The sequence below is a fragment of the Aromatoleum evansii genome (assembly GCF_045689615.1).
GTDB lineage: Bacteria > Pseudomonadota > Gammaproteobacteria > Burkholderiales > Rhodocyclaceae > Aromatoleum > Aromatoleum evansii.
In genome coordinates, this window is record NZ_CP141259.1 from 4,239,278 (window position 1) to 4,260,965 (window position 21,688).

Here is a 21,688-nt window from a genome sequence, read left to right on the forward strand (position 1 = left end):
CACCGGGCGCGGCCTTCCCCTCGCGTCACGCCGGGCCGTCGCCCTCCAGGGCGTCGAAACCGAAATACTGCGCCGTGAAGCGCGCCTTGCCGGTGTGCAGGAAGCGCTCGAAATCCCACTCCCCGTCGACGAGCCGCACCGCATATTCCGGGCGGAAGACGTAGGTCCACGCGATCTCCGTCCGCCCGTCCGGCAGCTGCACGACGACCTGCCGGCGCTCGTATTCCTCGCCCTCGAAACGGTCGAGCCGCAGCCACGCGGACGCCGGCAGGTCCAGATACAACACCCCCGCTACGCACGCCTCCGCCGCCGGCACCATCCCCGGATATGCCTGCCCGCACACCGGTTGCCGTCGATAGCCGTCCAGCGAGGCGGCGACGAAGCGGCTGCGCGCGCCGCAGACCGCCGCCATGATGTCCTCGCACATCAGCGAACCGTAGGTAAAGCAATGCTGCATGGCCCCGCGCCCTCGGCGACGACAAAGCCTCATTCTAGGTGCGAAAGCGCTGCGAGACGCCGCGTCCTTTCGCGCCCCCGCCAACACCGCCGTGCCAGAAGGTCGCGCAGCGGGTATCCTTGCACGCCTCCCGGCACTTGGCCGGACCGCAACACAGCTCAGACACCATGACAGGCAAGCAATACGACGAATCGTCCTTCCGCGTCCTCAAGGGACTCGAACCGGTGCGCGAACGGCCCGGGATGTACACCCGCACCGACTCGCCGGCGCACATCATCCAGGAAGTCATCGACAACTCCGCGGACGAGGCGCTCGGCGGCTTCGCGAAGAAGATCCACGTGACCTTGCACCTCGACGGCTCGGTGAGCGTGGCCGATGACGGCCGCGGCATTCCGGTGGGCCTGCACCCCGAGGAAGGCGTGCCGGTGGTCGTGCTCGCCTACACGCGCCTGCACGCCGGCGGCAAGTTCGACAAACGCGAAGGCAACGGCGCCTACGCCTTCTCGGGCGGCCTGCACGGCGTCGGCGTCGCGGTGACGAATGCGCTTTCGACGCGCGTCGAGGTGGAGGTGAAACGCGAGGGCAAGGTCCATCGCATCGACTTCAGCGAGGGCGGCGAGAACATCGGCGCGATCGCGATCGTCGGCGACTGCGGCCGCCAGAGCGGCACGCGCGTGCGCGTGTGGCCGGACGGCAAGTATTTCGAGAACCCGCGCGTGCCGCAGGCCGAGATCGAGCGCCTGCTGCGCTCGAAGGCGGTGCTGCTGTCGGGCGTGTCGGTGCGGCTCGACATCGAGCAGGCGAACGGGCCGGCGCTGACCAAGACCTGGTCCTACCCGGACGGGCTGGCCGGGTACCTGCGCGAGCAGGCGGGCGACCTCGAAGCGGTCGCACCGCTCTACATGGCCGAGAAGTACGCCGACAAGGACGATGCGACTTTCGCGCCGGGCGAAGGCGCGGCCTGGGTGATCGGCTGGTTCGAGCAGTCGGTGCCGTCCGAGTCCTTCGTGAACCTGATCCCGACGGTGGCAGGCGGCACGCACGAGAGCGGCCTGCGCGCGGGCGTGTTCGATGCGGTGAAGAGCTTCATCGAGCACCATGCGCTCTTGCCGCGCGGCGTGAAGCTGCAGCAGGAAGACGTCGCGGGCCGCATGAGCTTCGTGCTCTCGGCACGCTTGCTGGACCCGCAGTTCCAAGGCCAGGTGAAGGAAAAGCTCAACTCGCGCGAGGCGGTGAAGCTCGTGTCGTCGATGATCCGCGATCCCTTCGAGATCTGGCTGAACAACCACGTCGAGGCCGGCAAGGCGATCGCGGAGCTGTCGATCAAGCAGGCGCTCGCGCGGCAGAAGAGCGCGCAGAAAGTCGAGAAGAAGAAGACCTCGGGCGTCGCGGTGCTACCGGGCAAGCTCTCCGACTGCGAATCGGAAGACATCGCCGAGAACGAGCTCTTCCTCGTCGAGGGCGACTCCGCGGGCGGTTCGGCGAAGATGGCGCGCAACAAGGAGACGCAGGCGATCCTGCCCCTGCGCGGCAAGGTGCAGAACGCGTGGGAGATCGACCCGGACCGTCTGCTCGCGAACGCCGAGATCCATGATATTGCGGTCGCGCTGGGCGTCGATGCGCACGCGGCGGGCAGCAATCCGGACATTTCGGGGCTGCGCTACGGCAAGGTCGTGATCATGTCCGACGCGGACGTGGACGGCGCGCACATCCAGACCTTGCTGCTGACGCTGTTCTTCCGCCACTTCCCGGAGCTGATCGCGCGCGGCCACATCTATGTCGCGCAGCCGCCGCTGTACCGCGTGGACGTACCGGCCCAAGGGAAGAAGCGCCCGGCGCGGCGCCTGTATGCGCTCGACGACGGCGAGCTCGCGGCAATCCGCGACCGCGTCGAGAAGGAAGGCTTCAGGCCCGAGCAGATCGAGGTCGGCCGCTTCAAGGGCCTGGGCGAGATGAACCCCGACCAGCTGCGCGAGACGACGATGGACCCGGCGACGCGCCGCGTGCTGCCGGTGCAGGTGCGCGCCGATGCGCTCGACGACACGCTGAAGATGTTCACGCTGCTGATGGGCAAGGGCGAAGCCTCGGGCCGGCGCGCTTGGATGGAAGCGAAGGGCGATACGGTCGAAGCGGACATCTGAGTCGCGGCTGAGCGGATCGCAGTTCGGGCGTCGTCCGTCGACAGCGCGATTTCGGCATCGCGCCGCAGCCGGCCCCTTTGAACCACGAAGCCTGGAAATGTTCGAACCCTCGAGCCGCGAGGAGTCGCCGATGCGCCCCAGTACCGTCCCATCGCTTGTCCACCGACCGAAGGCCGCGCTGATCGACCTGGCGGGTGTGCTGCACGTGGGTGAGTGCGCGATCGGCGGTGCGATCGACGCGCTGGCCCGCCTGCGCGACGCGGGGCTGCCGCTGCGCTTCCTGACCAATACGACACGCACGCCGCGACGCAGCCTCGTCGCGAAACTGCAGCGCATGGGCTTCGCGATCGACGAGGACGAGCTCCAGACCGCGCCGCACGCGGCGCAGCAGCTGGTGCGCGCGCGCGGCCTGAAGCCCATGTATCTGGTCCATCCCGATCTTGCGGCGGAGATGGGGCCAAGCGCCGAACATCCGGATGCCGTCGTGATGGGCGACATGGGCCCGCAGCTCGACTACACGCGGCTCAACGCCGCGTTCCGCCTGCTGATGGCGGGCGGCAGCTTCATCGCGATGGCGAAGAACCGCTACTTTATGGAAGAGGACGGCCTGTCGCTCGACATGGGCGCTTTCGTCGCCGCGCTCGAATTCAGCAGCGGCGTGCAGGCCGAGGTCGTCGGCAAGCCGGCGGCGGCCTTCTTCCACAGCGCGCTCACCGAACTCGGCGTCGCCCCTGCCGACGCCGTCGTGATCGGCGACGACCTGCACGACGACATCGGTGCGGCGCTCGCTGCGGGCATCCCGGCGATCCTGGTGCGCACCGGCAAGTTCCGCGCGGGCGACGAGGCGGATCCGGCGATCCGGCCCAGCCTCGTCGCCAACGACTTCGCCGACGCGGTCACGCGTCTGCTCGCGCTCGGCGGTTAAGGCGTCGATCGGATACATCCGTTCGCCCTGAGCCTGTCGAAGGGCATTGGCAGGGCTTCGACAGGCTCAGCCCGAACGGGTGTGAAGAACCCTGCGCCGCGTGATCAGGCGAGCTCGGGAATCGACACCAGCTGGTAACCCGCGCGCTGCAAGCCATCGCGCAGCGCCCGCGCGGTCGCGACGGCCTCGGCGTCGTCGCCATGCACGCAGATGCTCTGCGCCTTGACCGGCAGGCGCTTGCCGTTGATCGAGATCAGCGCGCCGGCTTCGAGCATGGCGAGCACGTGGCGCAGGCAGGCGTCCGCACCATGCACCATCGCGCCCGGCTGCGAGCGCGGGACGAGATTGCCATCGTCCAGATACGCCCGGTCGGCGAAGATCTCCTCGACGACCCGCAGCCCCGCCTCGCGCCCCGCAATGACGAGCTGCGAAAGCGCCGGCGCGAGCAGGATCAGGTTCGGATCGAACGCCCGCACCGCACGCGCCACCGTCGCCGCGAGCTTCGCATCCGCACAGGCCATGTTGTTCAGGGCACCGTGCGGCTTCACGTGGGTCACCGCCATGCCTTCGGCGCGCGCCATGCCGGCGAGCGCGCCGATCTGGTAGATCAGCATCGCTTCGAGTTCCGCGGCGGGCACGTCCATGCGCCGGCGGCCGAAGCCCTGCAGGTCGGGGAAACCCGGATGGGCGCCCAGACTCACGCCGCAGCGTTTCGCGGTCGCGACGGTCTGGCGCATCACGAGCGGATCGCCCGCGTGGAAGCCGCAGGCGACGTTGGCCGACTTGACGACCTCCAGCATCGCCGCGTCCTCGCCCATGCTCCAGGCGCCGAAACTTTCGCCGAGGTCGGCGTTGAGGTTGATGCGCTCAGACATGTTGTGCTCCATGTTGCAGATTGACGCCGTGCAGGTTCCATTCGTCACCGCGCACGGCGCCGCAGATGAGGTTCGCGCCATACAGCGCCGCCTCGTCGATGACGCCGGGCGGGCGGAAACTCTGGATCATGCCGACCCAGCCGGCAAGCCGCTGCACCTGTTCGCGCAGCGCCGCGGCGGCCTCGGCGTGGCTCACGGCGACGAAGCGCAACTCGTCGCCCGGCCGCACATGGGCGAGGCGCGGCAGGTCGGCGCGGATCACCGTCGCGATCTTGGGATAGCCGCCCGAGGTCTGGCAATCGGCCATCAGCACGATGGGCTGGCCGTTGGCCGGGACCTGAATCGTACCCGGCGCGACGCCGTCCGACACGATCTCGGCGCCCTTCTCGTTGTGCGCGAGCTTTTCACCATCGAGGCGCAGGCCCATGCGGTCCATCTCGCGCGTCACGGCGTAGGGCTGCGACAGGAAATTCTCCACCGCCTCGCGCGTGAAGTGATCTTCCTGCGGGCCGAGGAGCACGCGGATCGGCCCGGTGTCGTGATGCCACGGTGCCCTCGCGCGGAACTCGAGCCAGGGGTCACCGCGCACCGCGTCGCACTGCAGGCGGTCGCCGACCTTCGGCGCCCTGCCCTGCACCCCGCCGATCGCGGCGCGCAGGTAGGTCGAACGGCTGCCGAGCTGCCCGGACACCTGCACGCCGCCCGAGAGCGCAACGTAGCCCACGCCGTGCGATACGCCACCGATGCGGATGACGTCGCCGGGAAACAGCGTCGCCGTCTGCCACGGCGCCACCTTCAGCACCTGGCCGCGCGTATTGACGAGCTGCGCGCCCATCTCGCCGGAGAGTCCGACGCGCACCGTGCCGGACAGCGCCTTCAGCGACGGTCCGGAGAGGCCCACTTCGAGCACGGCAACGTCCGACGGATTGCCGACGAGGGCGTTCGCCGCCGCCATCAGCACCGGATCGAGCGCCCCGGACACCGGCACGCCGATGTTGCGGTAGCCGGTGCGGCCGCGGTCCTGCACGCTGACGGCAAGGCCGGCGTCGATGATTTCAAGGACCGCACTCATGCCGTCTCTCCTTCGGTCAGCAGGCTCGACAGGTCGAAGCGGCCGGCGGCACATTCCAGCTCGAGCGCATCGAAGGTCTGGCGGTCGATCGCCTGCCACACCACCTGGTCACCGGGCGCCAGCAAGGCCGGACGGCGCGCGTTGGCCGCGTCGAAGAGGCGCAGCGGCGTACGGCCCAGCAGGTGCCATCCGCCCGGGCTTTCCCACGGATAGGCGGCGCACATGCGGCCGGCAATCGCGATCGAGCGCGACGGCACGACCTTGCGCGGCGTCGCGAGCCGCGGCATGTCGAGCGCCTCGGGCAGGCCGCCGAGGTAGGGAAAACCGGGCAGGAAACCCAGCATGTAGACGGTGAAGACGGTCTCCGTCATCAGGCGCACGACCTCCTCGCGCGGCATGCCCTTGGCGGCGGCAACCTCGTCGAGATCCGGCGCGCAATCGGCATCGAAGCAGACCGGGATGCGCCAGCGGCAGCCGGCCGCCGACAGGCTGCCACTCTTGCCGGCGAGGTCGGCGAGCAGGTCGTGCAACGCCATCGCGTCGGTGCGCAGCGGGTCGAAGTGGACCGTCACCGACCGGAAGGTCGGCACCCATTCGACGACGCCGTCGAGGCGGCCGTCGTTCGACAGGGTGTCGAGCAGGCTGGAGAAGCCGAGCACGCGGCCGTGGATCGCGGGGTCGATGGCGTTGCCGAACTCGACCGTCCAGGCAGCGTCGCCGACGCTCAACAGACGCGCGGGCGGATGTGCAAGCTCAGTAGTCATGGCGGGATTATTCCGCTGGGGAGGGCTCGCGCCCAGTGAATTGCGTTCGGCAGTTCCCGCACCCTGCCGTACGACACGGCGCGGGAAGCCTTGCAGAGCGCCGACCCGCTCAGTTCTGCAGGACCAGATCCCGGCCGCGCGTCTCGGGCAGCGGCAGGCAGGCGACGATCACCAGCAGGTAGCCGCCTACGGCGAGGATGCCGATCACTTCGCCGAGCGGCATGCTGGTGCTCAGATAGCCGACCAGTGCCGGGAATGTCGCGCCGACGGCGCGCCCGAAGTTGTAGCAGAAGCCCTGGCCCGAACCGCGCAGCTCGTTCGGGAAGAGTTCCGCGAGGAAGGCGCCCATGCCCGAGAAGATGCCGGACAGGAAGAAGCCGAGCGGGAAGCCGAGGAAGAGCATCATCGTGTCGTTGATCGGCAGCAGCGTGTAGCTGTAGACCAGGGCGCCGGCGCAGGTGGCGAAGAGCATGAAGCAGCGGCGCCGCCCGAGGTGGTCCGACAGCCAGGCGCTCGTCAGGTAGCCGACGAAGGAGCCGAGGATCAGCACCAGCAGGTAGCCGCTCGTGCCCAGCACCGACAGCCCGCGCTCCATCTTGAGGAAGGTCGGCAGCCAGGTCGTGACCGCGTAGTAGGCGCCCATCATGCCGGTCGACAGCAGGCTGGCGAAGATCGTCGTCGGCAGCAGGCGCGGCGAGAAGATCTCGAGGAAGTTGCCGCCGCCCTCGGCCTTCACCTTGGCGCGGGCAACGTGGAAGACTTCGGGATCGTGGATGTTGCGGCGGATGTAGAAGATCAGCCCGGCCGGCAGGATGCCGATCCAGAACAGCACACGCCACGCATACTCCGCGGGCATCAGCGCATACACCGCCCAGAACGCGATCGCCGACAGGCCCCAGCCCACGGCCCAGCTGCTCTGCACCAGACCGACCGCCTTGCCGCGGTTCTTCGGCTGGATCATCTCGGCGATCAGCACCGCGCCGACGGACCATTCGCCGCCGAAGCCGAAGCCCTGCATCGCGCGGGTGAAGAAAAGCTGCTCGAAGGAATTCGTGAAGCCGGACAGGAAGGTGAACAGCGTGAACCAGATGACGGTCCATTGCAGCACGCGCACGCGGCCGTACTTGTCGGCGAGGATGCCGGCGGCCCAGCCGCCGATGGCGGAGGTGATCAGCGCACCGGTGGCGATATAGCCCGCCTCGACCTTGCTCATCGCCCACGCCGCCATCAGCGTCGGGATCAGGAAGGTGTAGATCATGTAGTCGAACGCATCGACGCCATAGCCGGCGAAGGCCGCGGTCAGCGTCTTGCGTTCGTTCTTGGTGGTCTCGTTAATCCACACGGTGGATCTCCTTTAGTGGTTCGACACACGCCGTCCCCGGTCTGTGCCGGAGTGCAGCGAAGAAAGGCTCTGTTCAGGAAAAGGCGAGTTGGTGATTCAGGAGGTCGGTGACGAGCATGAAGCCCGGCGCGTGCGTGATGCACAGCTCGGGGCGGGCTTCCATCACCGCCGATTGCGGCGTCACGCCGCAGGCCCAGAAAACGGGGACTTCGCCGGGCAGGATCTCGACCGCATCGCCGAAATCGGGCTTGGCGAGGTCGGCGATGCCGATCTCGGCCGGGTCCCCGAAATGCACCGGTGCGCCATGCACGTTGGGCAGGCGCGACGTGACCTGGATCGCGCGAATCGCGTTGGCCGCGGTCATCGGGCGCATCGACACGACCATCGGGCCGTGGAACTTGCCGGCCGGGTTGGTGGGGATGTTGGTGCGGTACATCGCGACGTTGCGTCCCTGGGCGATATGGCGCAGCGGGATGCCCGCTTCGAGCAGCCCCTGCTCGAAAGAGAACGAGCAGCCGATGACGAAGGTGACGAAGTCCGATTCCCACAGCTCGTCGATCGCGGTCGGCTCGGCGACCAGCTCGCCCTTGCGCCACACGCGATAGCGCGGCACGTCGAAGCGGATGTCGACGTCCTCACCCAGCGTCGGCAGCAGCGGCTCGCCCGGCTCGGACACCGCCAGCAGCGGGCAGGGCTTGGGATTGCGCTGGCAGAAGCGCAGGAATTCGTCGGCGTCGCGGGAATGCAGGATCACGACGTTGCCCTGCACGTGCCCCGGTGCGATGCCGCTGGTGTGGGACGTCCACTGCCCCGCCCGGATCGCGCGGCGTGCGGCGACCCCGGTCATCAGTTCCTCAGCGGACGCAACTGCCCTGTCAAGATTCCTTTCCACCGACTGCCTCCTCATCCTTTGCCCGACGCTGTGATCGCGTCGTGATCAAAGTATCGGCAAGGACAGAAAGCTAGACAAACGCAAAATTTCTTTGTGAGCTCATCGATTTTTTCGATGCCGGCCGCACCTGATCCGCCTGCGCGACAAGCGCGATCAAGTCGTGCCGTCGATCGGGAAGCCGCGCACGAAGGCGATCGCCTCCTGTACGGCAGCCTCCATCTGCGGCGCGCCAGGGTAGGCCCAATACGACGCATGGATCGGCAGCGGCGCGAGACGCGGTTCGCAATCGAGCACGGCGAGATCGGCCCCACGGGCGAATCCGGGCACCGTGGCACGCGGCAAGGTCGCGAAGCCGAAACCGCCCTCGACCATCCGCGCCAGCGCCGAGATCGACGAGATCGTGTGGATGCGCCCGCTCTCCAGGCCCGCGCGACGGATCACTTCGATCAGCGCGACATGCGGCTGCGAGCCGCGCTGGAAGGTCAGCACGTCGTGTTCGAGGATCTCCGGCAAGGTCCATTTTCCGGCGCGTTCCGCTTCCCTGCGACGTCCGACGAACACCATCTCCAGCGACGGCAGTTCGGTGACGCGAATGCCCTCGCCCGCCGCCGGCAAGGCGGCGAACGCGAGATCCAGGCCGCCGCGGCGCAACTGCTCGGTGATCACGGGCGTCATTTCCACCGCCAGTTCGAATTCGATGTGCGGCTGCGTGCGGCGCAGGTGCTCGACGAGCGGGATGAGCCAGGTATGCAGCACCGACTCGATGCAGCCGATGCGCATCGTCATCGCCTGCGGCTCGGCTATGCCGATCTCGTCCTTCAGCTCGCGCTGGATCGCGAGCAGCCGTTCGGCGTAGATGAGGAAGCGGTTGCCGGAGTTGGTCAGGCGGAAGTGCCGCTCGCGCCGGTCGATCAGCGCCACGCCCAGCTCCTCCTCCAGGCTCGCGATGCGGCTCGACACCGCCGACTGCGTCAGGCACAGCTTGTCCGCGGCGCGCGTGATGCTCTTCAGGCGCGCCACCCACAGGAAGGCTTCGACGAAACGCAGGTTCATGGACGAGATCGGTGTGATGAGGAAGGGCCGACAAGGCTCGACATTCTTGAATTTCGGCCCGGAACGCTGCCAGAATGCGCGCTTTCGCCGACTGGCGGCGACAAGGACTTTAGGCCGATCGGTTCGCCGGTGCAATTTGCCTCGCATCGGCCGGCGCCACGGGCGCTGATATATACTAACGATAGATACGTCACTATCGAGGCCCACATGGAAACCGCCAAATTGTTCATCAATGGCCGCAGCCAGGCCGTGCGGCTACCCAAGGAATTCCGCTTCGAAGGCGACGAGGTGTTCATCAAGCGCGTCGGCGACGCGGTCGTCCTGCTTCCGCGCCGCGGCTGGGGCACGCTTTTCGCGGCGCTCGATGCGTTCGAGCCGGGCTTCGCGATCGAACGCAACCAGCCCGAGCAGCCCGCCCGGGAGGCGTTGCTGCCGTGAGGTACATGCTCGACACCAACAGCTGCATCTACCTCATCAACCACCGCCCGGCCCACGTGCGTGCCCGCTTCGAAGCACATGCGATCGGCGACATCGGCGTGTCGGCGATCACCGCCGCCGAACTCGCCTATGGCGTCGCGAAAAGCGGCTCGGCCCGCAACCGCAGCGCGCTGGAAACCTTCCTGCTGCCACTCGAGATCGCTCCCTTCGACGACCACGCGATCTGGCACTACGCGGAACTGCGCACCGAACTCGAACGCCGCGGCGCCCCGATCGGCGCTCTCGACACCCAGATTGCCGCCCACGCGCTGACGCTCGGCTGCATCCTGGTCACCAACAACTCTCGTGAATTCGCGCGGGTCGACGGCCTCCACCTGGAAAACTGGGTGGAACCGAACCTGATGGAACCCGCCGCTACCTATTTGAACGCTCGATGACCACAGACTCCGAATCCCTGGACCTCTTCAGCAGCCCCCCGCCGGCCCCGCCCGCCCCACCGGCAGGCGGCGGCAACGACGCCCCGCCCCCCGACGACGGCACCCTCGCCCTCGACCAGTACGCCGAGCGCGCCTACCTCGCCTACGCGATGAGCGTCGTGAAGTCGCGCGCGCTGCCGCAGGTCGAGGACGGCATGAAGCCGGTGCAGCGCCGCATCCTCTACGCGATGAACGAGATGCGCCTGTCGGCAACGTCCAAGCACGTGAAGTCGGCGCGCGTCGTCGGCGACGTCATCGGTAAATACCATCCCCACGGCGACTCCAGCGTCTATGACGCGATGGTGCGCGTGGCGCAGGACTTCTCGCTACGCTACCCGCTCGTCGACGGCCAGGGCAACTTCGGCTCGCGCGACGGCGACTCCGCGGCGGCGATGCGCTACACCGAATGCCGCCTGACGCCGATCGCCGAACTGCTGCTGTCGGAAATCGACCGCGGCACCGTCGACTTCGTGCCCAACTACGACGGCGCCTTCGAGGAGCCGCAGCTCCTGCCCGCGCGCCTGCCCTTCGTGCTGCTCAACGGCGCTTCCGGCATCGCCGTCGGCATGGCGACCGAGATCCCGCCGCACAACCTGCGCGAGGTCGCCGATGCGACCGTGCATCTCATCCGCCACCCGGACGCCGGCCTAGACGACATCCTGCCGCTGCTGCCCGGCCCCGACTTCCCCGGTGGCGGGCAGCTGATCTCCTCGCCCGACGCCATCCGCGACGCCTACCAGTCGGGCCGCGGCAGCCTGCGCGTGCGTGCGCGCTGGCACATCGAGGAGCTCGCGCGCGGCCAGTGGCGCGTGATCGTCGACGAGCTGCCGCACGGCGTATCTGCCGCCGGCGTGCTGGCCGAGATCGAGACGCTGACCAACCCGCAGCCGCGCGCCGGCAAGAAGGAAGTCAGCCAGGAACAGAAGAACCTCAAGCAGCTCGTGCTCGGCGTGCTCGAGACGGTGCGCGACGAATCCAGCGACAAGGCGCCCGTGCGCATCGTGCTCGAGCCGCGCTCCAGCCGCCAGAGCCGCGACGAGTTCATGGCGGTGTTGCTCGCGCACACCAGCCTCGAGACCTCCGCGTCGATCAACATGACGATGATCGGCCGCGACGGACGGCCGCAGCAGAAGAACCTCGTGCAGATCCTGCGCGAGTGGATCGACTTCCGCTACGTCACCGTCGAGCGCCGCACGCGGCATCGCCTGGACGAGGTCAACCGCCGCATCCACATCCTCGAAGGCCGCATGATCGCCTTCCTGCACATCGATGAAGTGATCCGCGTGATCCGCGAGTCCGACGAGCCCAAGCCCGCACTGATCGCCGCCTTCGGCCTCAGCGACGTGCAGGCCGAGGACATCCTCGAGATCCGCCTGCGCCAGCTCGCGCGCCTCGAAGGCTTCAGGATCGAGAAGGAGCTCGCCGAACTCAAGGACGAGCGCGACGGCCTGCAACACATCCTCGACAGCCACGCCGCAATGACCAGGCTGATCCTCAAGGAGATCGGCGAGGACGCGAAGAAGTACGGCGACGATCGGCGCACCGTCATCGAGGCCGTCGCCGCCGTCGCGCCAGCCGAGATCAGCGTGCCGGACGAACCCGTCACCGTCATCGTGTCGAAGAACGGCTGGGTTCGTTCGCGCCAGGGCCACGGCATCGACGCCGCGGCGATCAGCTACAAGGCGGGCGACTTCGCCTTCGCGGTGATCGAGACGCGCACCACCTGGCCGCTCGTCGTCTTCGACACCAACGGCCGTGCCTACACCGCGCGCGTGGCCGAACTGCCCGGCGGGCGCGGCGACGGCGCGCCCATGACGACGCTGGTCGACTTCCAGGACGGCGGCAAGCTCGCGCAGGTGCTCACGGCAGAACCCGAATCGAGCTGGATGTTCGCGAACTCCGGCGGCTACGGCTTCATCTGCACGCTCGGTGACGCCACCAGCCGCCAGCGCGCGGGCAAGGCCTTCATGACGCTGGAGAAGGGCGAGAAGGTCCTCGCCCCCACCCGCGTCGTCGGCGAGCGCATCGCCGCGGTGTCCGAGAACGGCCGCATCCTCGTCTTCATGCGCAGCGAGATGAAGGTGCAGGCCGGCGGGCGCGGCGTCATCGTGATGGCGCTCGACGACAAGGAAGCACTCGTCGCGGTGGCCGTCCCGGCCGACGAGGCGACGCTGCGCGTCGAGGGCACCGGCCGCGGCGGCAAGGCCGTGACGATCGACCTGAAACCGTCCCAACTCGCGTCGCTTGTCCACCGTCGCGCACGCAAGGGCATGGCGCTCACCCCCAAGGTCGCGCCCGCGGCCCTGACGACGGCCTGATTTGCCGGCCGCGCCCCGGCGGCCGGAACCCATTCGCCGCGGCGCAGTCTTTCAGGAAGCGGCATCCCGACGCCCGCCGGTCTCCCCCGAGACCGGCGGGCGTCGTCATGGCTGCCCTCCCCCAACGAACAAGACTCCGAATGGACCACGACATCTCCCTCATCACGACCATCGCCGCAGCCTTCGGTTTCGCGCTGGTGCTCGGTTTCGTCGCCGAACGCCTGAAAGTGCCGGCGCTCGTCGGCTACCTCGTCGCCGGCATCGCGATCGGCCCCGCAACCCCCGGCTTCGTTGCCGACATCCACACCGCCTCGCAGCTCTCCGAGATCGGCGTGATGCTGCTGATGTTCGGCGTCGGCCTGCACTTCTCGCTCGACGACCTCCTCGCGGTGCGGCGCATCGCCCTGCCCGGCGCGGTCGTGCAGATGGGCCTCGCCACCGTGCTGGGCATGGGGGTGGCGTGGTGGTGGGGCTGGGGCCTCGGCGCCGCGCTCGTGTTCGGCCTGTCGCTGTCGTGCGCGAGCACCGTGGTGCTGCTCAAGGCGCTCGAGGCGCGCGGCGTGCTCGACACCATGAACGGCCGCATCGCGGTCGGCTGGCTGGTCGTCGAGGATCTCGCCACCGTCGTCATCCTCGTGCTGCTGCCACCGCTCGCCGGCACGCTCGGCGCCCCCGCGGACTCCGCCGTCGGCGCCGCCGACCCGCTGTGGAAGACCATCGGCAAGACCCTGCTCGAAGTCACCGCCTTCATCGCGTTGATGCTGATCGCCGGCCGCCGCGTGCTCCCTTGGCTGCTGTGGCAGGTCGCGCGCACCGGCTCGCGCGAGCTGTTCACGCTGTCGGTGATCGCCGCCGCGATCGGCATCGCCTACGGCGCCGCGCAGCTCTTCAGCGTGTCCTTCGCGCTGGGCGCCTTCTTCGCCGGCATGATGATGCGCGAATCGGAGTTCAGCCACCGCGCCGCCGAGGAGTCGCTGCCGCTGCGCGACGCCTTCTCGGTGCTGTTCTTCGTCGCCGTCGGCATGCTGTTCGATCCCGCCGTGGTCGTCGATCACCCGCTGCAGGTGCTCGCCGTCGTGCTCATCATCATCGTCGGCAAATCGCTCGCGGCGATGGCGCTGGTGCTCGCGTTCCGCTATCCGCTCAACACCGCACTCACGGTCGCGGCCAGCCTCGCGCAGATCGGCGAGTTCTCCTTCATCCTCGCCGGGCTGGGGCTGTCGCTGGGCCTGCTGCCGCAGACCGGCATGAGCCTCGTGCTCGCCGGCGCGCTGATCTCGATCGCGCTGAATCCGCTGGTGTTCGCGACGGTAAAACCGATCCGCGAGTGGACGCTGAAGCACTCCGAGTTCGCACGGCGGCTCGAGCGCCGCGAAGACCCGTACGCCGAACTGCCGACCACCACTGCGCGCCAGTACCTCGAAGGCCAGGTCGTGCTGGTCGGCTACGGGCGCGTCGGCCGGCGCATCGCGCAAGCCCTCTCCGCGCGCGGCATCCCCTTCGTCGTCGCCGAACAGAACCGCGAACAGGTCGAACAGCTGCGCAGCGAAGGCGTGGCGGCGGTCGCGGGCGACGCGTCCGAACCGGCGGTGCTGATCCAGGCCCACATCGCCAACGCGGCGATGCTGGTGATCGCCACGCCCGACCCCGTCAACGTCCGCCCCATGGTCGCCACTGCGCGCGCGCTCAATCCGGCGATCGAGATCGTCCTGCGCACCCACAGCGAGGACGACTCGCGGCTGCTGCGCAACGAAGGCATCGGCACGATCTTCTACGGAGAGGAGGAGCTCGCGAAGGGGATGACTGGGCACGTGCTGGAACGCTTCATCCCGCACGCCGGCGCCTGAAACACGGGCGTGCCGCGCGCCCTCAACGGGCGGGGGGCGTTTCCTCGCTTTCGGCCGCCTCGCCCGGCAGGATCGCACGGATCGGATCGCCCTCGCGGATCTGCCCCGGCCCGCGCGGCGGCGGCTCGCCGACCATCGACTCGATCAGGATCGTCACGCGCCGGTTGCGCGCACGACCCTCCTCGTTGGTGTTGTCGGTGAGCGGACGCTGGTCCGCGTAACCCGCCGCAGTGAGACGGTCGCCACGCACGCCCGACTCGATGAAGAGTCGCACGACCGTGGATGCACGCACCGCGGACAGCTCCCAGTTCGACGGGAAGCGCCCGGTGCGTATCGGCAGGTTGTCGGTGTGCCCTTCCACCGTCACCGGAAACTCGGCCCGCGCCAGCACCTCGGCCACCGCCCGCAGGGCCGTCACCGCAGGCGCCGCGAGCACCGCATCGCCCGGCGCAAACAGCACCCGGGCGTTGATTTCCACCGAGATCCCGCGCGCCCCCTCGGCCACGCGCACCTGCCCCCCCTGGGTGAGCGGCTCCAGCACGCGCCGGATGTCCTCGGCCATCGTCGTCATGCGCTTGTACTCGGCACGACGCCGCCTCTCGACCTCCTCGTCGGGATTCGGCGACAGCGGCGCGGGTTTGGGCGGCGCGACGGCCGGCGGCGGGGCGATGACCGGATCGCCCGGTACATTCACGGTGATGTTGCGGAAGGCGTTGATCAGCGAATCGGACAGCACGCGGTACTTGCCCTCGTTCACCGACGACAGCGAGTACATCACGACGAAGAACGCGAACAGCAGGGTGATGAAGTCCGCGTAGGACACGAGCCAGCGATCGTGATTCTCGTGGTTCGCGTCGTCCAGCTGGCGGTGTCTGCGGTGGCGTCGCATCGCGGCACGCTCAGGCGATGTAGCCCTGCATGCGACTCTCGATGATGCGCGGATTGTCGCCGTTGGCGATGCCGACCAGCCCGTCCACGAGCATCTCGCGCTGCGACACCCCGTCGGCAACGTAGGCCATGAGCTTCTTCGACATCGGCAGGAAGACGAGGTTGGCGAAACCCACGCCATACACGGTGGCGACGAAGGCCACCGCAATGCCGGCGCCCAGCTTCGACGGATCGGTCAGGTTCTCCATCACGTGGATCAGGCCCAGCACCGCGCCGAGGATGCCCAGCGTCGGCGCGTAGCCGCCTGCGGCTTCCCAGATGCGCGCGCCCTGGCGCATCTGTGCCGCCCATGCGTCAATCTCGACCTCCAGCACCTCGCGCAGGCGCTGCGGCTCCACGCCATCGACGAGGAGCTGCAGTCCCTTGCGGGTGAACGAATCGCTGATGCGCGGGATCTGCGCCTCCAGCGCCAGCAGCCCTTCCTTGCGCGCGATCTGGCTCCAACTCGTCGCCTGCCGGATCAGCGCCGCATGGCTAGCCGGCGGCGGCACGAAGACCCAGCGGGTCATGCGCATGCCCTCACGGAAGACCTTCAGCGGGCTTTGCAGCATCACGGCGCCCAGTGTGCCGCCGATCACGATGAGGAAGGCGGTGGGCTGCAGGAGCGATGCGATATGCCCCCCCTCGATCACCTGCCCCATGATCAGGGCGGCGATGCCCAAGGTGAGCCCTACGACGCTGATCTTGTCCATGTCCGCAGTCCCTCGGCCGGCCTGCTCAGCTGCCGGACGGAGGATTCTTGGGCGGCCGTCCGCGGCGCGCCTTGGTCGCAGTCCCGGCCGGCCCGGCGCTGCCCAGGATGCGCGCACGCAGTCGCGCCACGGCTTGGCTGTGCAGCTGGCACACGCGCGACTCGGACACGCCCAGCACCTCGCCGATCTCGCGCAGGTTGAGCTCCTCGTCGTAGTACAAGGCCATCATCAGCTTCTCGCGCTCGGGCAGATCCTCGATCGCCCGCACGAGCGCGCTGCGCATGTCGGCCTCCTCGAGGATGTCGGCCGGATTCGATTCGTGCTCGCCCAGATGGCGCTCGAAGTAGTCCTCGCCCTCGCCGTCGGTGAAGTCCTCGAAATGCACCAGCTGGTAGCCACGGGCGTCCTGCAGCATGCGCTGGTAATCGGCGAGCGGCATGCCCAGCAGTTCGGCGAGTTCCGCCTCGGACGGCTGGCGTCCGTGGCGTTGTTCCAGTTCGTGCACCGCCGACTCGATGCGGCGCATGTCGCGCCGCATGCTGCGCGGCAGCCAGTCGTTCTCGCGCAGGCCATCGAGCATCGCGCCGCGGATGCGCTGCACCGCATAGGTCTCGAACTGTGCGCCCAGTCCGTCCTCGTAGCGGCCGATCGCGTCCAGCAGGCCCATCATGCCGTTCTGGATCAGGTCGTCCATCTGCACGCTGGCCGGCAGCTTCGCCATCAGGTGGTAGGCGATGCGCTTGACCAGCGGGGCATAGGCCTCCACCAGATGGTTCTTGTCGAGATTACCCGCTGCGTCGTACATCCACTTCGCCTGTATCTTCTTCCGTCCTGGACGGGGTTCCGGACATGGGGGCAAACCGGCGGACTTCCATTGTCCCGCAGCCGACCCGCTTTTGCCAAACGGGTACGCACTCAATCCCATGTCGGCCTCCCCCGCTCCGCCGCCGCGCCGGCCTGTACGTTGCCAAACGTCGCGAGGCGCCGCAGGAAGGCGGCCTCGGCATCGCGCGCAGACGCCTCCGCCGCGCCCTGCCCCAAGCCCGCCGCCAACTCGTCGCGCTCGACCTCGCCCAGCCAGGCGAGCGGCACGCCGACGTGGCGGCGCACGAGCTCGCTCAGGCTGTGGAAGAAGGCCGTGGCGTCGGCTCGCCCGCGCGCCCCGCACACCGCCACGTGCAGCGAACCCGCGCCGGCCGCGGCGAGGCGCTTGATCACCTGGTAGGCGTCGGTCGCGCCGCTGCGGCTCGCCTCGGCGACGACCAGACGGCGCGGTGCCGCCAGCGCGAAGGGCGACGGGTCGGCAGCGCTCTCGCACGCCGAGTGGATCAGGATGAAATTCGCCGGGCGCTGCAGCGTCCGCAGCGCATCGAGCACGCAGTCGCGCCGCTCGCCATCGAGGAGCGGCAGAGCGAGCGCGCAGGCCGCCACCGGCACGCGCCCGAGCAGACCCGGTACCGGCTGGACGAGTTCCCGAACAGAACTGCGACCACCGAGCACGCCCAGCAGGTCGCCTCCCGCAGGCAGGCCGAGCACCCCGGCCAGCGAATCCTCGCCCTGCGCCTCGTCGAGCAACAGCACGCGCCGGCCGTGCCCCGCGATGCGATGCGCCGCCTGCAGCGCCACATGCGCACGCCGGCGCCCGGTCGCGTACAGCGCGACGACCGTCGGAGGAGCGCGCCGGAACAGACGCCGCAGCCCGGCAGCCTGGTCTTCACGCGGGTCGATCATGTCAGACTCCGCCAGCCGCCAGCATCAGGGCCGCCTCGTCGCCCTGCAGCTTCCACGGCGACTCGTCGGACTGCTCGCGCAGCGCGCGATGCAGCAGGTAGGCACGATTCGGCAGGTGCAGATCCTCCGGCACGCGCTGGCCGTTGGCGACATAGAAGACGTTGAGTTCGTTACGCACGGCCACATCCAGGGCCGGAGCGAGCGATGCCGCCTCATCCACCTTGGTCAGCACGCAACCAGCCAGGTCCGGCCCGCTGTAGGCACGCACGACGTCCGCGAGCGTGTCGCCACGGCAGGTCGAATTGAGCAGCAGCAGGCGGCGCACGTCGCCGGCACCGGTCAGCATCGCGGCCTGCTCGGCGACCATCTTGTCGCGCTGGCTCATGCCCATCGTGTCGATCAGCACCATGTGCTTGTTGCGCAGCTCGGCGAGGGTCTGGCGCAGGTCGGCGGCGTCGCGTACCGAAAACACCGGCACGCCGAGGATGCGCCCGTAGATGCGCAGCTGCTCCTGCGCCCCGATGCGGTAGCCGTCGGTCGTGATCAGTGCCAGCCGGTCGGCGCCGTGGCGCACCACGCAGCGTGCCGCGAGTTTCGCCGTCGTCGTCGTCTTGCCCACGCCCGTCGGCCCCACCAGCGCATACACACCACCACGGTCGATGATGTCCGCATCGGAAGCGACCGCACGCAGATCGCGCGCAAGGGCGTTCTTCACCGCGGTACGGGCATCCTCCGGCGACGCCTCTTCATTCACGGATTCGGCCAGCCGGCGCGCCAGCACGCCCGAAAAACCGGCTTCGAGGAGCTCGCCGACGATGTCCGCCCGTGCGGGTGCCCGGCGCCGGGTCTCGCCCCAAGCGAAGCCGGCGAGCTGGCGCTCGATCATGCTGCGGATGCCGGCCATTTCCTTCATCAGCTGGACGTTCGCCTCCTGCAGCGAACGGATGCGCTCATCCTCCATCGCGCGTGCGGGCTCGGCGGCGCGGACCTGCGGCGCGGCCGGGGCCGGCTTCCTCGGGGCAGGCGCCTTGTCGGCGGCAAGCGGACGGGCCGCGGCCTCGGGAGCCTCCCAGCCGTCGATCGAATACTGCTCGCTCAATGCCGCCGCCCGCGTGCGCATCACGTAGTCGGCAGTCTCCATGCGCGGCGGGTTGAACGGACGGATGATCTTCGCCGGCTTCGACGCCGCAGCCGGGGCCGCGGGCGTGCGCCCGGACAGGCTCACCTGGAAGTCGTCATCCTCGCCTGCCGGCGCGGAGGCTTGCGCCGCCGGCCGCGCAGCAGGCGCGGCCGCACGGGGCGTCCCCGGCAGCGCTCCCACGTCGTCCGCCGGCAGGGCCAGGATCTCCACGCCGCCTTCCACCGCGCGGTTCGACAGCACGATGGCATCGGCACCGAGTTCGGCCTTCAGGGCACGCAGGGCCTCACGGGCGGAGGGGGCAAAGTAGCGCTTGACGTTCATGCTGGTTCTCCCGACTACCGCGCTCTGTGCGCAGCATGGAACCGATTATGGCGGCGGGAAGGTGGATCGATAGCCCGGAATAGACCCGATTTCCCCCCGCTAATCCCGCCCGCCGCAAATTCAGCGCGCAGCCCCGCCCACCATCGCCGTGACGCGGATCGTGCGCGTCTCGGGCACTTCCGAATTTGCGATGACCTTGAGCGAAGGCACCGCGCGGCGCAGGAAGCGCGACAGCAGCCAGCGCAGTTGCGGCGGCACCAGCAGCACCGGCGGCAGCCCCATGTCCTCCTGCCGCTGCGACACCTCGGCCGCGTGGCGCAGCATGCCGTCGGCAAGACTCGGCTCGATGACCCCGCCGTCGCCGCCGCCCGTCGACATCGCCTGCATGAGGATGCGTTCGAGCGCCGGATCGAGGGCCATCACCTGGATTTCGGCATTGCCCGGGAACAAGCTCTGCAGGATCGAACGGCCGAGCGCCTGACGCACGCGCGAAGTCAGTTCGAGCGGATCCTGCGTGCGCGGCGCATTCTCCGCGAGCGTCTCGATGATCGTGCGCATGTCGCGGATATTGACACCCTCTTCGAGCAGGTTCTGCAGCACGCGCTGTACCGTCGCCACCGGCAGCAGTGCCGGCACGAGATCCTCGACGAGCTTGGGCGTCGTCTTGCCGATGTGGTCGAGCAGCGCCTGCGTCTCCTGTCGCCCGAGGAGCTCCGCGGCATGATTCAGGATCAGGTGATTGAGGTGCGTCGCCACCACCGTGCTTGCATCGACCACGGTGTAGCCGAGCGCATGTGCCTGTTCGCGCTGGCTCGCGTCGATCCAGTAGGCCGGCAGGTTGAAAGCCGGATCGCGCGTCTCGCGCCCGGCGAGCGGTCCGGTCACGCGCCCCGGATTGATCGCCAGATACTGCCCCGGGTAGGCCTCGCCGGAACCGATCTCGACGCCCTTCAGCGCGATGCGGTAAGCATTCGGCTTGAGCTCGAGGTTGTCGCGGATGTGCACCGGCGCCGACAGGAAGCCGACATCCTGGGCGAATTTCTTGCGCAGCCCGCGGATACGTTTCAGCAGCTCGCCGTCCTGCCCCTTGTCGACCATCGGAATCAGCCGGTAGCCGACCTCCAGCCCCAGCACGTCCACCGGCGCGACGTCGTTCCAGCTCGCCTCCTGGCTCTCGGCGGCCGGCGCCGCTGCCGCGGCCGGCGGTGCAACCCGCGCCGCCTCCGCTGCGGCCCTGCGCACGATGCCCAGTCGCCGCCACGCGAGCCAGCCGAGCGATCCGGCCATCAGGATGAACACCAGATTCGGCATCCCCGGGATCAGGCCCAGCACCCCGATGATCGCGGCCGTGAGCATCAGCACCTGCGGATTCGAAAACACCTGGTTGATCACCAGGCCACCCACGTCCGCGTCGTCGCCGACGCGCGACACCACCATACCCGCCGCGACCGAGATGATCAGGGCCGGGATCTGCGCGACCAGGCCGTCGCCGATCGTCAACAGCGTGTAGGTTTCGACCGCGACACCGGCCGGCATGTCGTGCTGCACGACGCCGACGAGCAGCCCGCCGACGATGTTGATCAGCAGGATCACAATGCCGGCGACCGCATCCCCGCGCACGAACTTCGACGCACCATCCATCGCGCCGAAGAACTCCGACTCCTGCGCAACCTCCTTGCGCCGACGCTTCGCCTCTGCCTCATCGACCAACCCTGCATTGAGGTCGGCGTCGATCGCCATCTGCTTGCCAGGCATCGCATCGAGGGTGAAGCGCGCACTCACCTCCGCAATCCGACCGGCACCCTTGGTCACGACGACGAAGTTGATGACCACCAGGATCACGAACACCACGAGGCCGATTGCCGTGTTGCCGCCAACGAGGAAGTGGCCAAAGGCCTCGATCACCTTGCCCGCCGCGTCGGGGCCGTTGTGACCTTCGAGCAGCACGATGCGCGTGGACGCGACGTTGAGCGCCAGGCGCAGCAAGGTCGTCACCAGCAGCACCGTCGGGAACACCGAAAACTCCAGCGGCCGGCGCGTATACATCGCCACCAGCATCACCATCACCGACACCGCAATGTTGAAGGTGAAGAACACGTCCAACGCGAACGGCGGCAGCGGCAGCACCATCATGGACAACACCATGATGATGAAGATCGGGGCGCCGAGCAGCCGCAGGTTCGTCGGCGTCAGTAGCGCACGCAGGTTGAGCACATCGTTCATTGCCAGCCTCTATCGCATCGTCCGTTCCGCAC

General features: G+C 68.6%; 19 protein-coding genes. 6 read left to right on the forward strand and 13 right to left on the reverse strand.

What is annotated here, in order from left to right:
• Positions 1-25: 25 nt before the first annotated feature.
• Entirely contained in the window at positions 26-457 is a 432-nt protein-coding gene (locus tag U5817_RS19875) for a gamma-glutamylcyclotransferase family protein (RefSeq protein ID WP_407278535.1), read from the reverse strand.
• 167 nt (positions 458-624) lie between these two features.
• Between U5817_RS19875 and U5817_RS19880 the strand changes: the two genes are divergently transcribed.
• On the forward strand, positions 625-2,598 hold the full coding sequence (locus U5817_RS19880) for a DNA topoisomerase IV subunit B (RefSeq protein ID WP_169126140.1): 1,974 nt from the start codon (positions 625-627) through the stop codon (positions 2,596-2,598).
• 97 nt (positions 2,599-2,695) lie between these two features.
• Positions 2,696-3,523 (forward strand): TIGR01458 family HAD-type hydrolase, encoded by an 828-nt coding sequence (locus tag U5817_RS19885; protein WP_407278536.1) that lies wholly within the window; start codon positions 2,696-2,698, stop codon positions 3,521-3,523.
• A gap of 104 nt (positions 3,524-3,627) precedes the next feature.
• Here the strand turns inward: U5817_RS19885 and U5817_RS19890 are convergent, their stop codons facing one another.
• From U5817_RS19890 to U5817_RS19915, 6 genes are all read right to left on the reverse strand, one after another.
• Positions 3,628-4,398 carry a LamB/YcsF family protein gene (locus tag U5817_RS19890; RefSeq protein ID WP_169126138.1) on the reverse strand — a complete coding sequence of 257 codons (771 nt, stop codon included), beginning with the start codon at positions 4,396-4,398 and terminating at the stop codon, positions 3,628-3,630.
• Positions 4,391-5,470, reverse strand: a complete 1,080-nt coding sequence (locus U5817_RS19895) for a biotin-dependent carboxyltransferase family protein (RefSeq protein ID WP_407278538.1) — start codon at positions 5,468-5,470, stop codon at positions 4,391-4,393. The genes U5817_RS19890 and U5817_RS19895 overlap by 8 nt, the downstream gene beginning before the upstream one ends.
• Complete coding sequence (pxpB, locus tag U5817_RS19900) at positions 5,467-6,234, reverse strand: 5-oxoprolinase subunit PxpB (RefSeq protein ID WP_407278539.1); 768 nt, start codon at positions 6,232-6,234, stop codon at positions 5,467-5,469. The genes U5817_RS19895 and pxpB overlap by 4 nt, the downstream gene beginning before the upstream one ends.
• Positions 6,235-6,343: 109 nt before the next feature.
• Positions 6,344-7,576 (reverse strand): MFS transporter, encoded by a 1,233-nt coding sequence (locus tag U5817_RS19905; RefSeq protein WP_169126135.1) that lies wholly within the window; start codon positions 7,574-7,576, stop codon positions 6,344-6,346.
• 73 nt (positions 7,577-7,649) lie between these two features.
• Entirely contained in the window at positions 7,650-8,468 is an 819-nt protein-coding gene (locus tag U5817_RS19910) for a putative hydro-lyase (protein WP_407278540.1), read from the reverse strand.
• A gap of 153 nt (positions 8,469-8,621) precedes the next feature.
• Positions 8,622-9,521, reverse strand: coding sequence for a LysR family transcriptional regulator (locus U5817_RS19915; protein ID WP_407278541.1), 900 nt, complete (start codon positions 9,519-9,521; stop codon positions 8,622-8,624).
• Between the two features lie 207 nt (positions 9,522-9,728).
• Between U5817_RS19915 and U5817_RS19920 the strand changes: the two genes are divergently transcribed.
• From U5817_RS19920 to ybaL, 4 genes are all read left to right on the forward strand, one after another.
• A complete protein-coding gene (locus U5817_RS19920; protein WP_018988896.1) occupies positions 9,729-9,959 on the forward strand; it encodes an AbrB/MazE/SpoVT family DNA-binding domain-containing protein in 231 nt (76 codons plus the stop codon).
• Positions 9,956-10,396: a type II toxin-antitoxin system VapC family toxin gene (locus U5817_RS19925; RefSeq protein ID WP_407278542.1), complete on the forward strand. Its 441-nt coding sequence runs from the start codon at positions 9,956-9,958 to the stop codon at positions 10,394-10,396. The genes U5817_RS19920 and U5817_RS19925 overlap by 4 nt, the downstream gene beginning before the upstream one ends.
• Positions 10,393-12,753, forward strand: coding sequence for a DNA topoisomerase IV subunit A (parC, locus tag U5817_RS19930; RefSeq protein ID WP_407278543.1), 2,361 nt, complete (start codon positions 10,393-10,395; stop codon positions 12,751-12,753). Before U5817_RS19925 ends, parC begins: the two co-directional genes overlap by 4 nt.
• A 140-nt stretch (positions 12,754-12,893) precedes the next feature.
• Complete coding sequence (gene ybaL / locus U5817_RS19935; protein ID WP_407278544.1) at positions 12,894-14,600, forward strand: YbaL family putative K(+) efflux transporter; 1,707 nt, start codon at positions 12,894-12,896, stop codon at positions 14,598-14,600.
• Positions 14,601-14,622: 22 nt separating this feature from the next.
• On the opposite strand, the gene motD is transcribed toward ybaL, so the two are convergent.
• From motD to flhA, 6 genes are all read right to left on the reverse strand, one after another.
• Positions 14,623-15,489 carry a flagellar motor protein MotD gene (gene motD, locus U5817_RS19940; protein ID WP_407278545.1) on the reverse strand — a complete coding sequence of 289 codons (867 nt, stop codon included), beginning with the start codon at positions 15,487-15,489 and terminating at the stop codon, positions 14,623-14,625.
• Positions 15,490-15,499: 10 nt separating this feature from the next.
• Complete coding sequence (locus U5817_RS19945; protein WP_169132871.1) at positions 15,500-16,240, reverse strand: flagellar motor protein; 741 nt, start codon at positions 16,238-16,240, stop codon at positions 15,500-15,502.
• A gap of 25 nt (positions 16,241-16,265) precedes the next feature.
• Positions 16,266-17,045 (reverse strand): RNA polymerase sigma factor FliA, encoded by a 780-nt coding sequence (locus tag U5817_RS19950; protein WP_407278546.1) that lies wholly within the window; start codon positions 17,043-17,045, stop codon positions 16,266-16,268.
• Between the two features lie 110 nt (positions 17,046-17,155).
• Positions 17,156-17,971, reverse strand: coding sequence for a MinD/ParA family protein (locus U5817_RS19955; protein WP_407278547.1), 816 nt, complete (start codon positions 17,969-17,971; stop codon positions 17,156-17,158).
• Between the two features lies 1 nt (position 17,972).
• Positions 17,973-19,433 carry a flagellar biosynthesis protein FlhF gene (flhF, locus tag U5817_RS19960; protein WP_407278548.1) on the reverse strand — a complete coding sequence of 487 codons (1,461 nt, stop codon included), beginning with the start codon at positions 19,431-19,433 and terminating at the stop codon, positions 17,973-17,975.
• Between the two features lie 120 nt (positions 19,434-19,553).
• The gene (flhA, locus tag U5817_RS19965) at positions 19,554-21,656 is read right to left on the reverse strand and encodes a flagellar biosynthesis protein FlhA (RefSeq protein ID WP_407278549.1); all 2,103 of its coding nucleotides are present in this window, start codon (positions 21,654-21,656) and stop codon (positions 19,554-19,556) included.
• Positions 21,657-21,688 lie beyond the last annotated feature (32 nt).

What these genes read in the sequence shown, in the direction of transcription:
- U5817_RS19875 (WP_407278535.1), bottom strand. Translation starts at nt 457, where the DNA reads ATGCAGCATTGCTTTACCTACGGTTCGCTGATGTGCGAGGACATCATG.
- U5817_RS19880 (WP_169126140.1), top strand. Translation starts at nt 625, where the DNA reads ATGACAGGCAAGCAATACGACGAATCGTCCTTCCGCGTCCTCAAGGGA.
- U5817_RS19885 (WP_407278536.1), top strand. Translation starts at nt 2,696, where the DNA reads ATGTTCGAACCCTCGAGCCGCGAGGAGTCGCCGATGCGCCCCAGTACC.
- U5817_RS19890 (WP_169126138.1), bottom strand. Translation starts at nt 4,398, where the DNA reads ATGTCTGAGCGCATCAACCTCAACGCCGACCTCGGCGAAAGTTTCGGC.
- U5817_RS19895 (WP_407278538.1), bottom strand. Translation starts at nt 5,470, where the DNA reads ATGAGTGCGGTCCTTGAAATCATCGACGCCGGCCTTGCCGTCAGCGTG.
- pxpB (WP_407278539.1), bottom strand. Translation starts at nt 6,234, where the DNA reads ATGACTACTGAGCTTGCACATCCGCCCGCGCGTCTGTTGAGCGTCGGC.
- U5817_RS19915 (WP_407278541.1), bottom strand. Translation starts at nt 9,521, where the DNA reads ATGAACCTGCGTTTCGTCGAAGCCTTCCTGTGGGTGGCGCGCCTGAAG.
- U5817_RS19920 (WP_018988896.1), top strand. Translation starts at nt 9,729, where the DNA reads ATGGAAACCGCCAAATTGTTCATCAATGGCCGCAGCCAGGCCGTGCGG.
- parC (WP_407278543.1), top strand. Translation starts at nt 10,393, where the DNA reads ATGACCACAGACTCCGAATCCCTGGACCTCTTCAGCAGCCCCCCGCCG.
- ybaL (WP_407278544.1), top strand. Translation starts at nt 12,894, where the DNA reads ATGGACCACGACATCTCCCTCATCACGACCATCGCCGCAGCCTTCGGT.
- motD (WP_407278545.1), bottom strand. Translation starts at nt 15,489, where the DNA reads ATGCGACGCCACCGCAGACACCGCCAGCTGGACGACGCGAACCACGAG.
- U5817_RS19945 (WP_169132871.1), bottom strand. Translation starts at nt 16,240, where the DNA reads ATGGACAAGATCAGCGTCGTAGGGCTCACCTTGGGCATCGCCGCCCTG.
- U5817_RS19950 (WP_407278546.1), bottom strand. Translation starts at nt 17,045, where the DNA reads ATGTACGACGCAGCGGGTAATCTCGACAAGAACCATCTGGTGGAGGCC.
- U5817_RS19955 (WP_407278547.1), bottom strand. Translation starts at nt 17,971, where the DNA reads ATGATCGACCCGCGTGAAGACCAGGCTGCCGGGCTGCGGCGTCTGTTC.
- flhF (WP_407278548.1), bottom strand. Translation starts at nt 19,433, where the DNA reads ATGAACGTCAAGCGCTACTTTGCCCCCTCCGCCCGTGAGGCCCTGCGT.
- flhA (WP_407278549.1), bottom strand. Translation starts at nt 21,656, where the DNA reads ATGAACGATGTGCTCAACCTGCGTGCGCTACTGACGCCGACGAACCTG.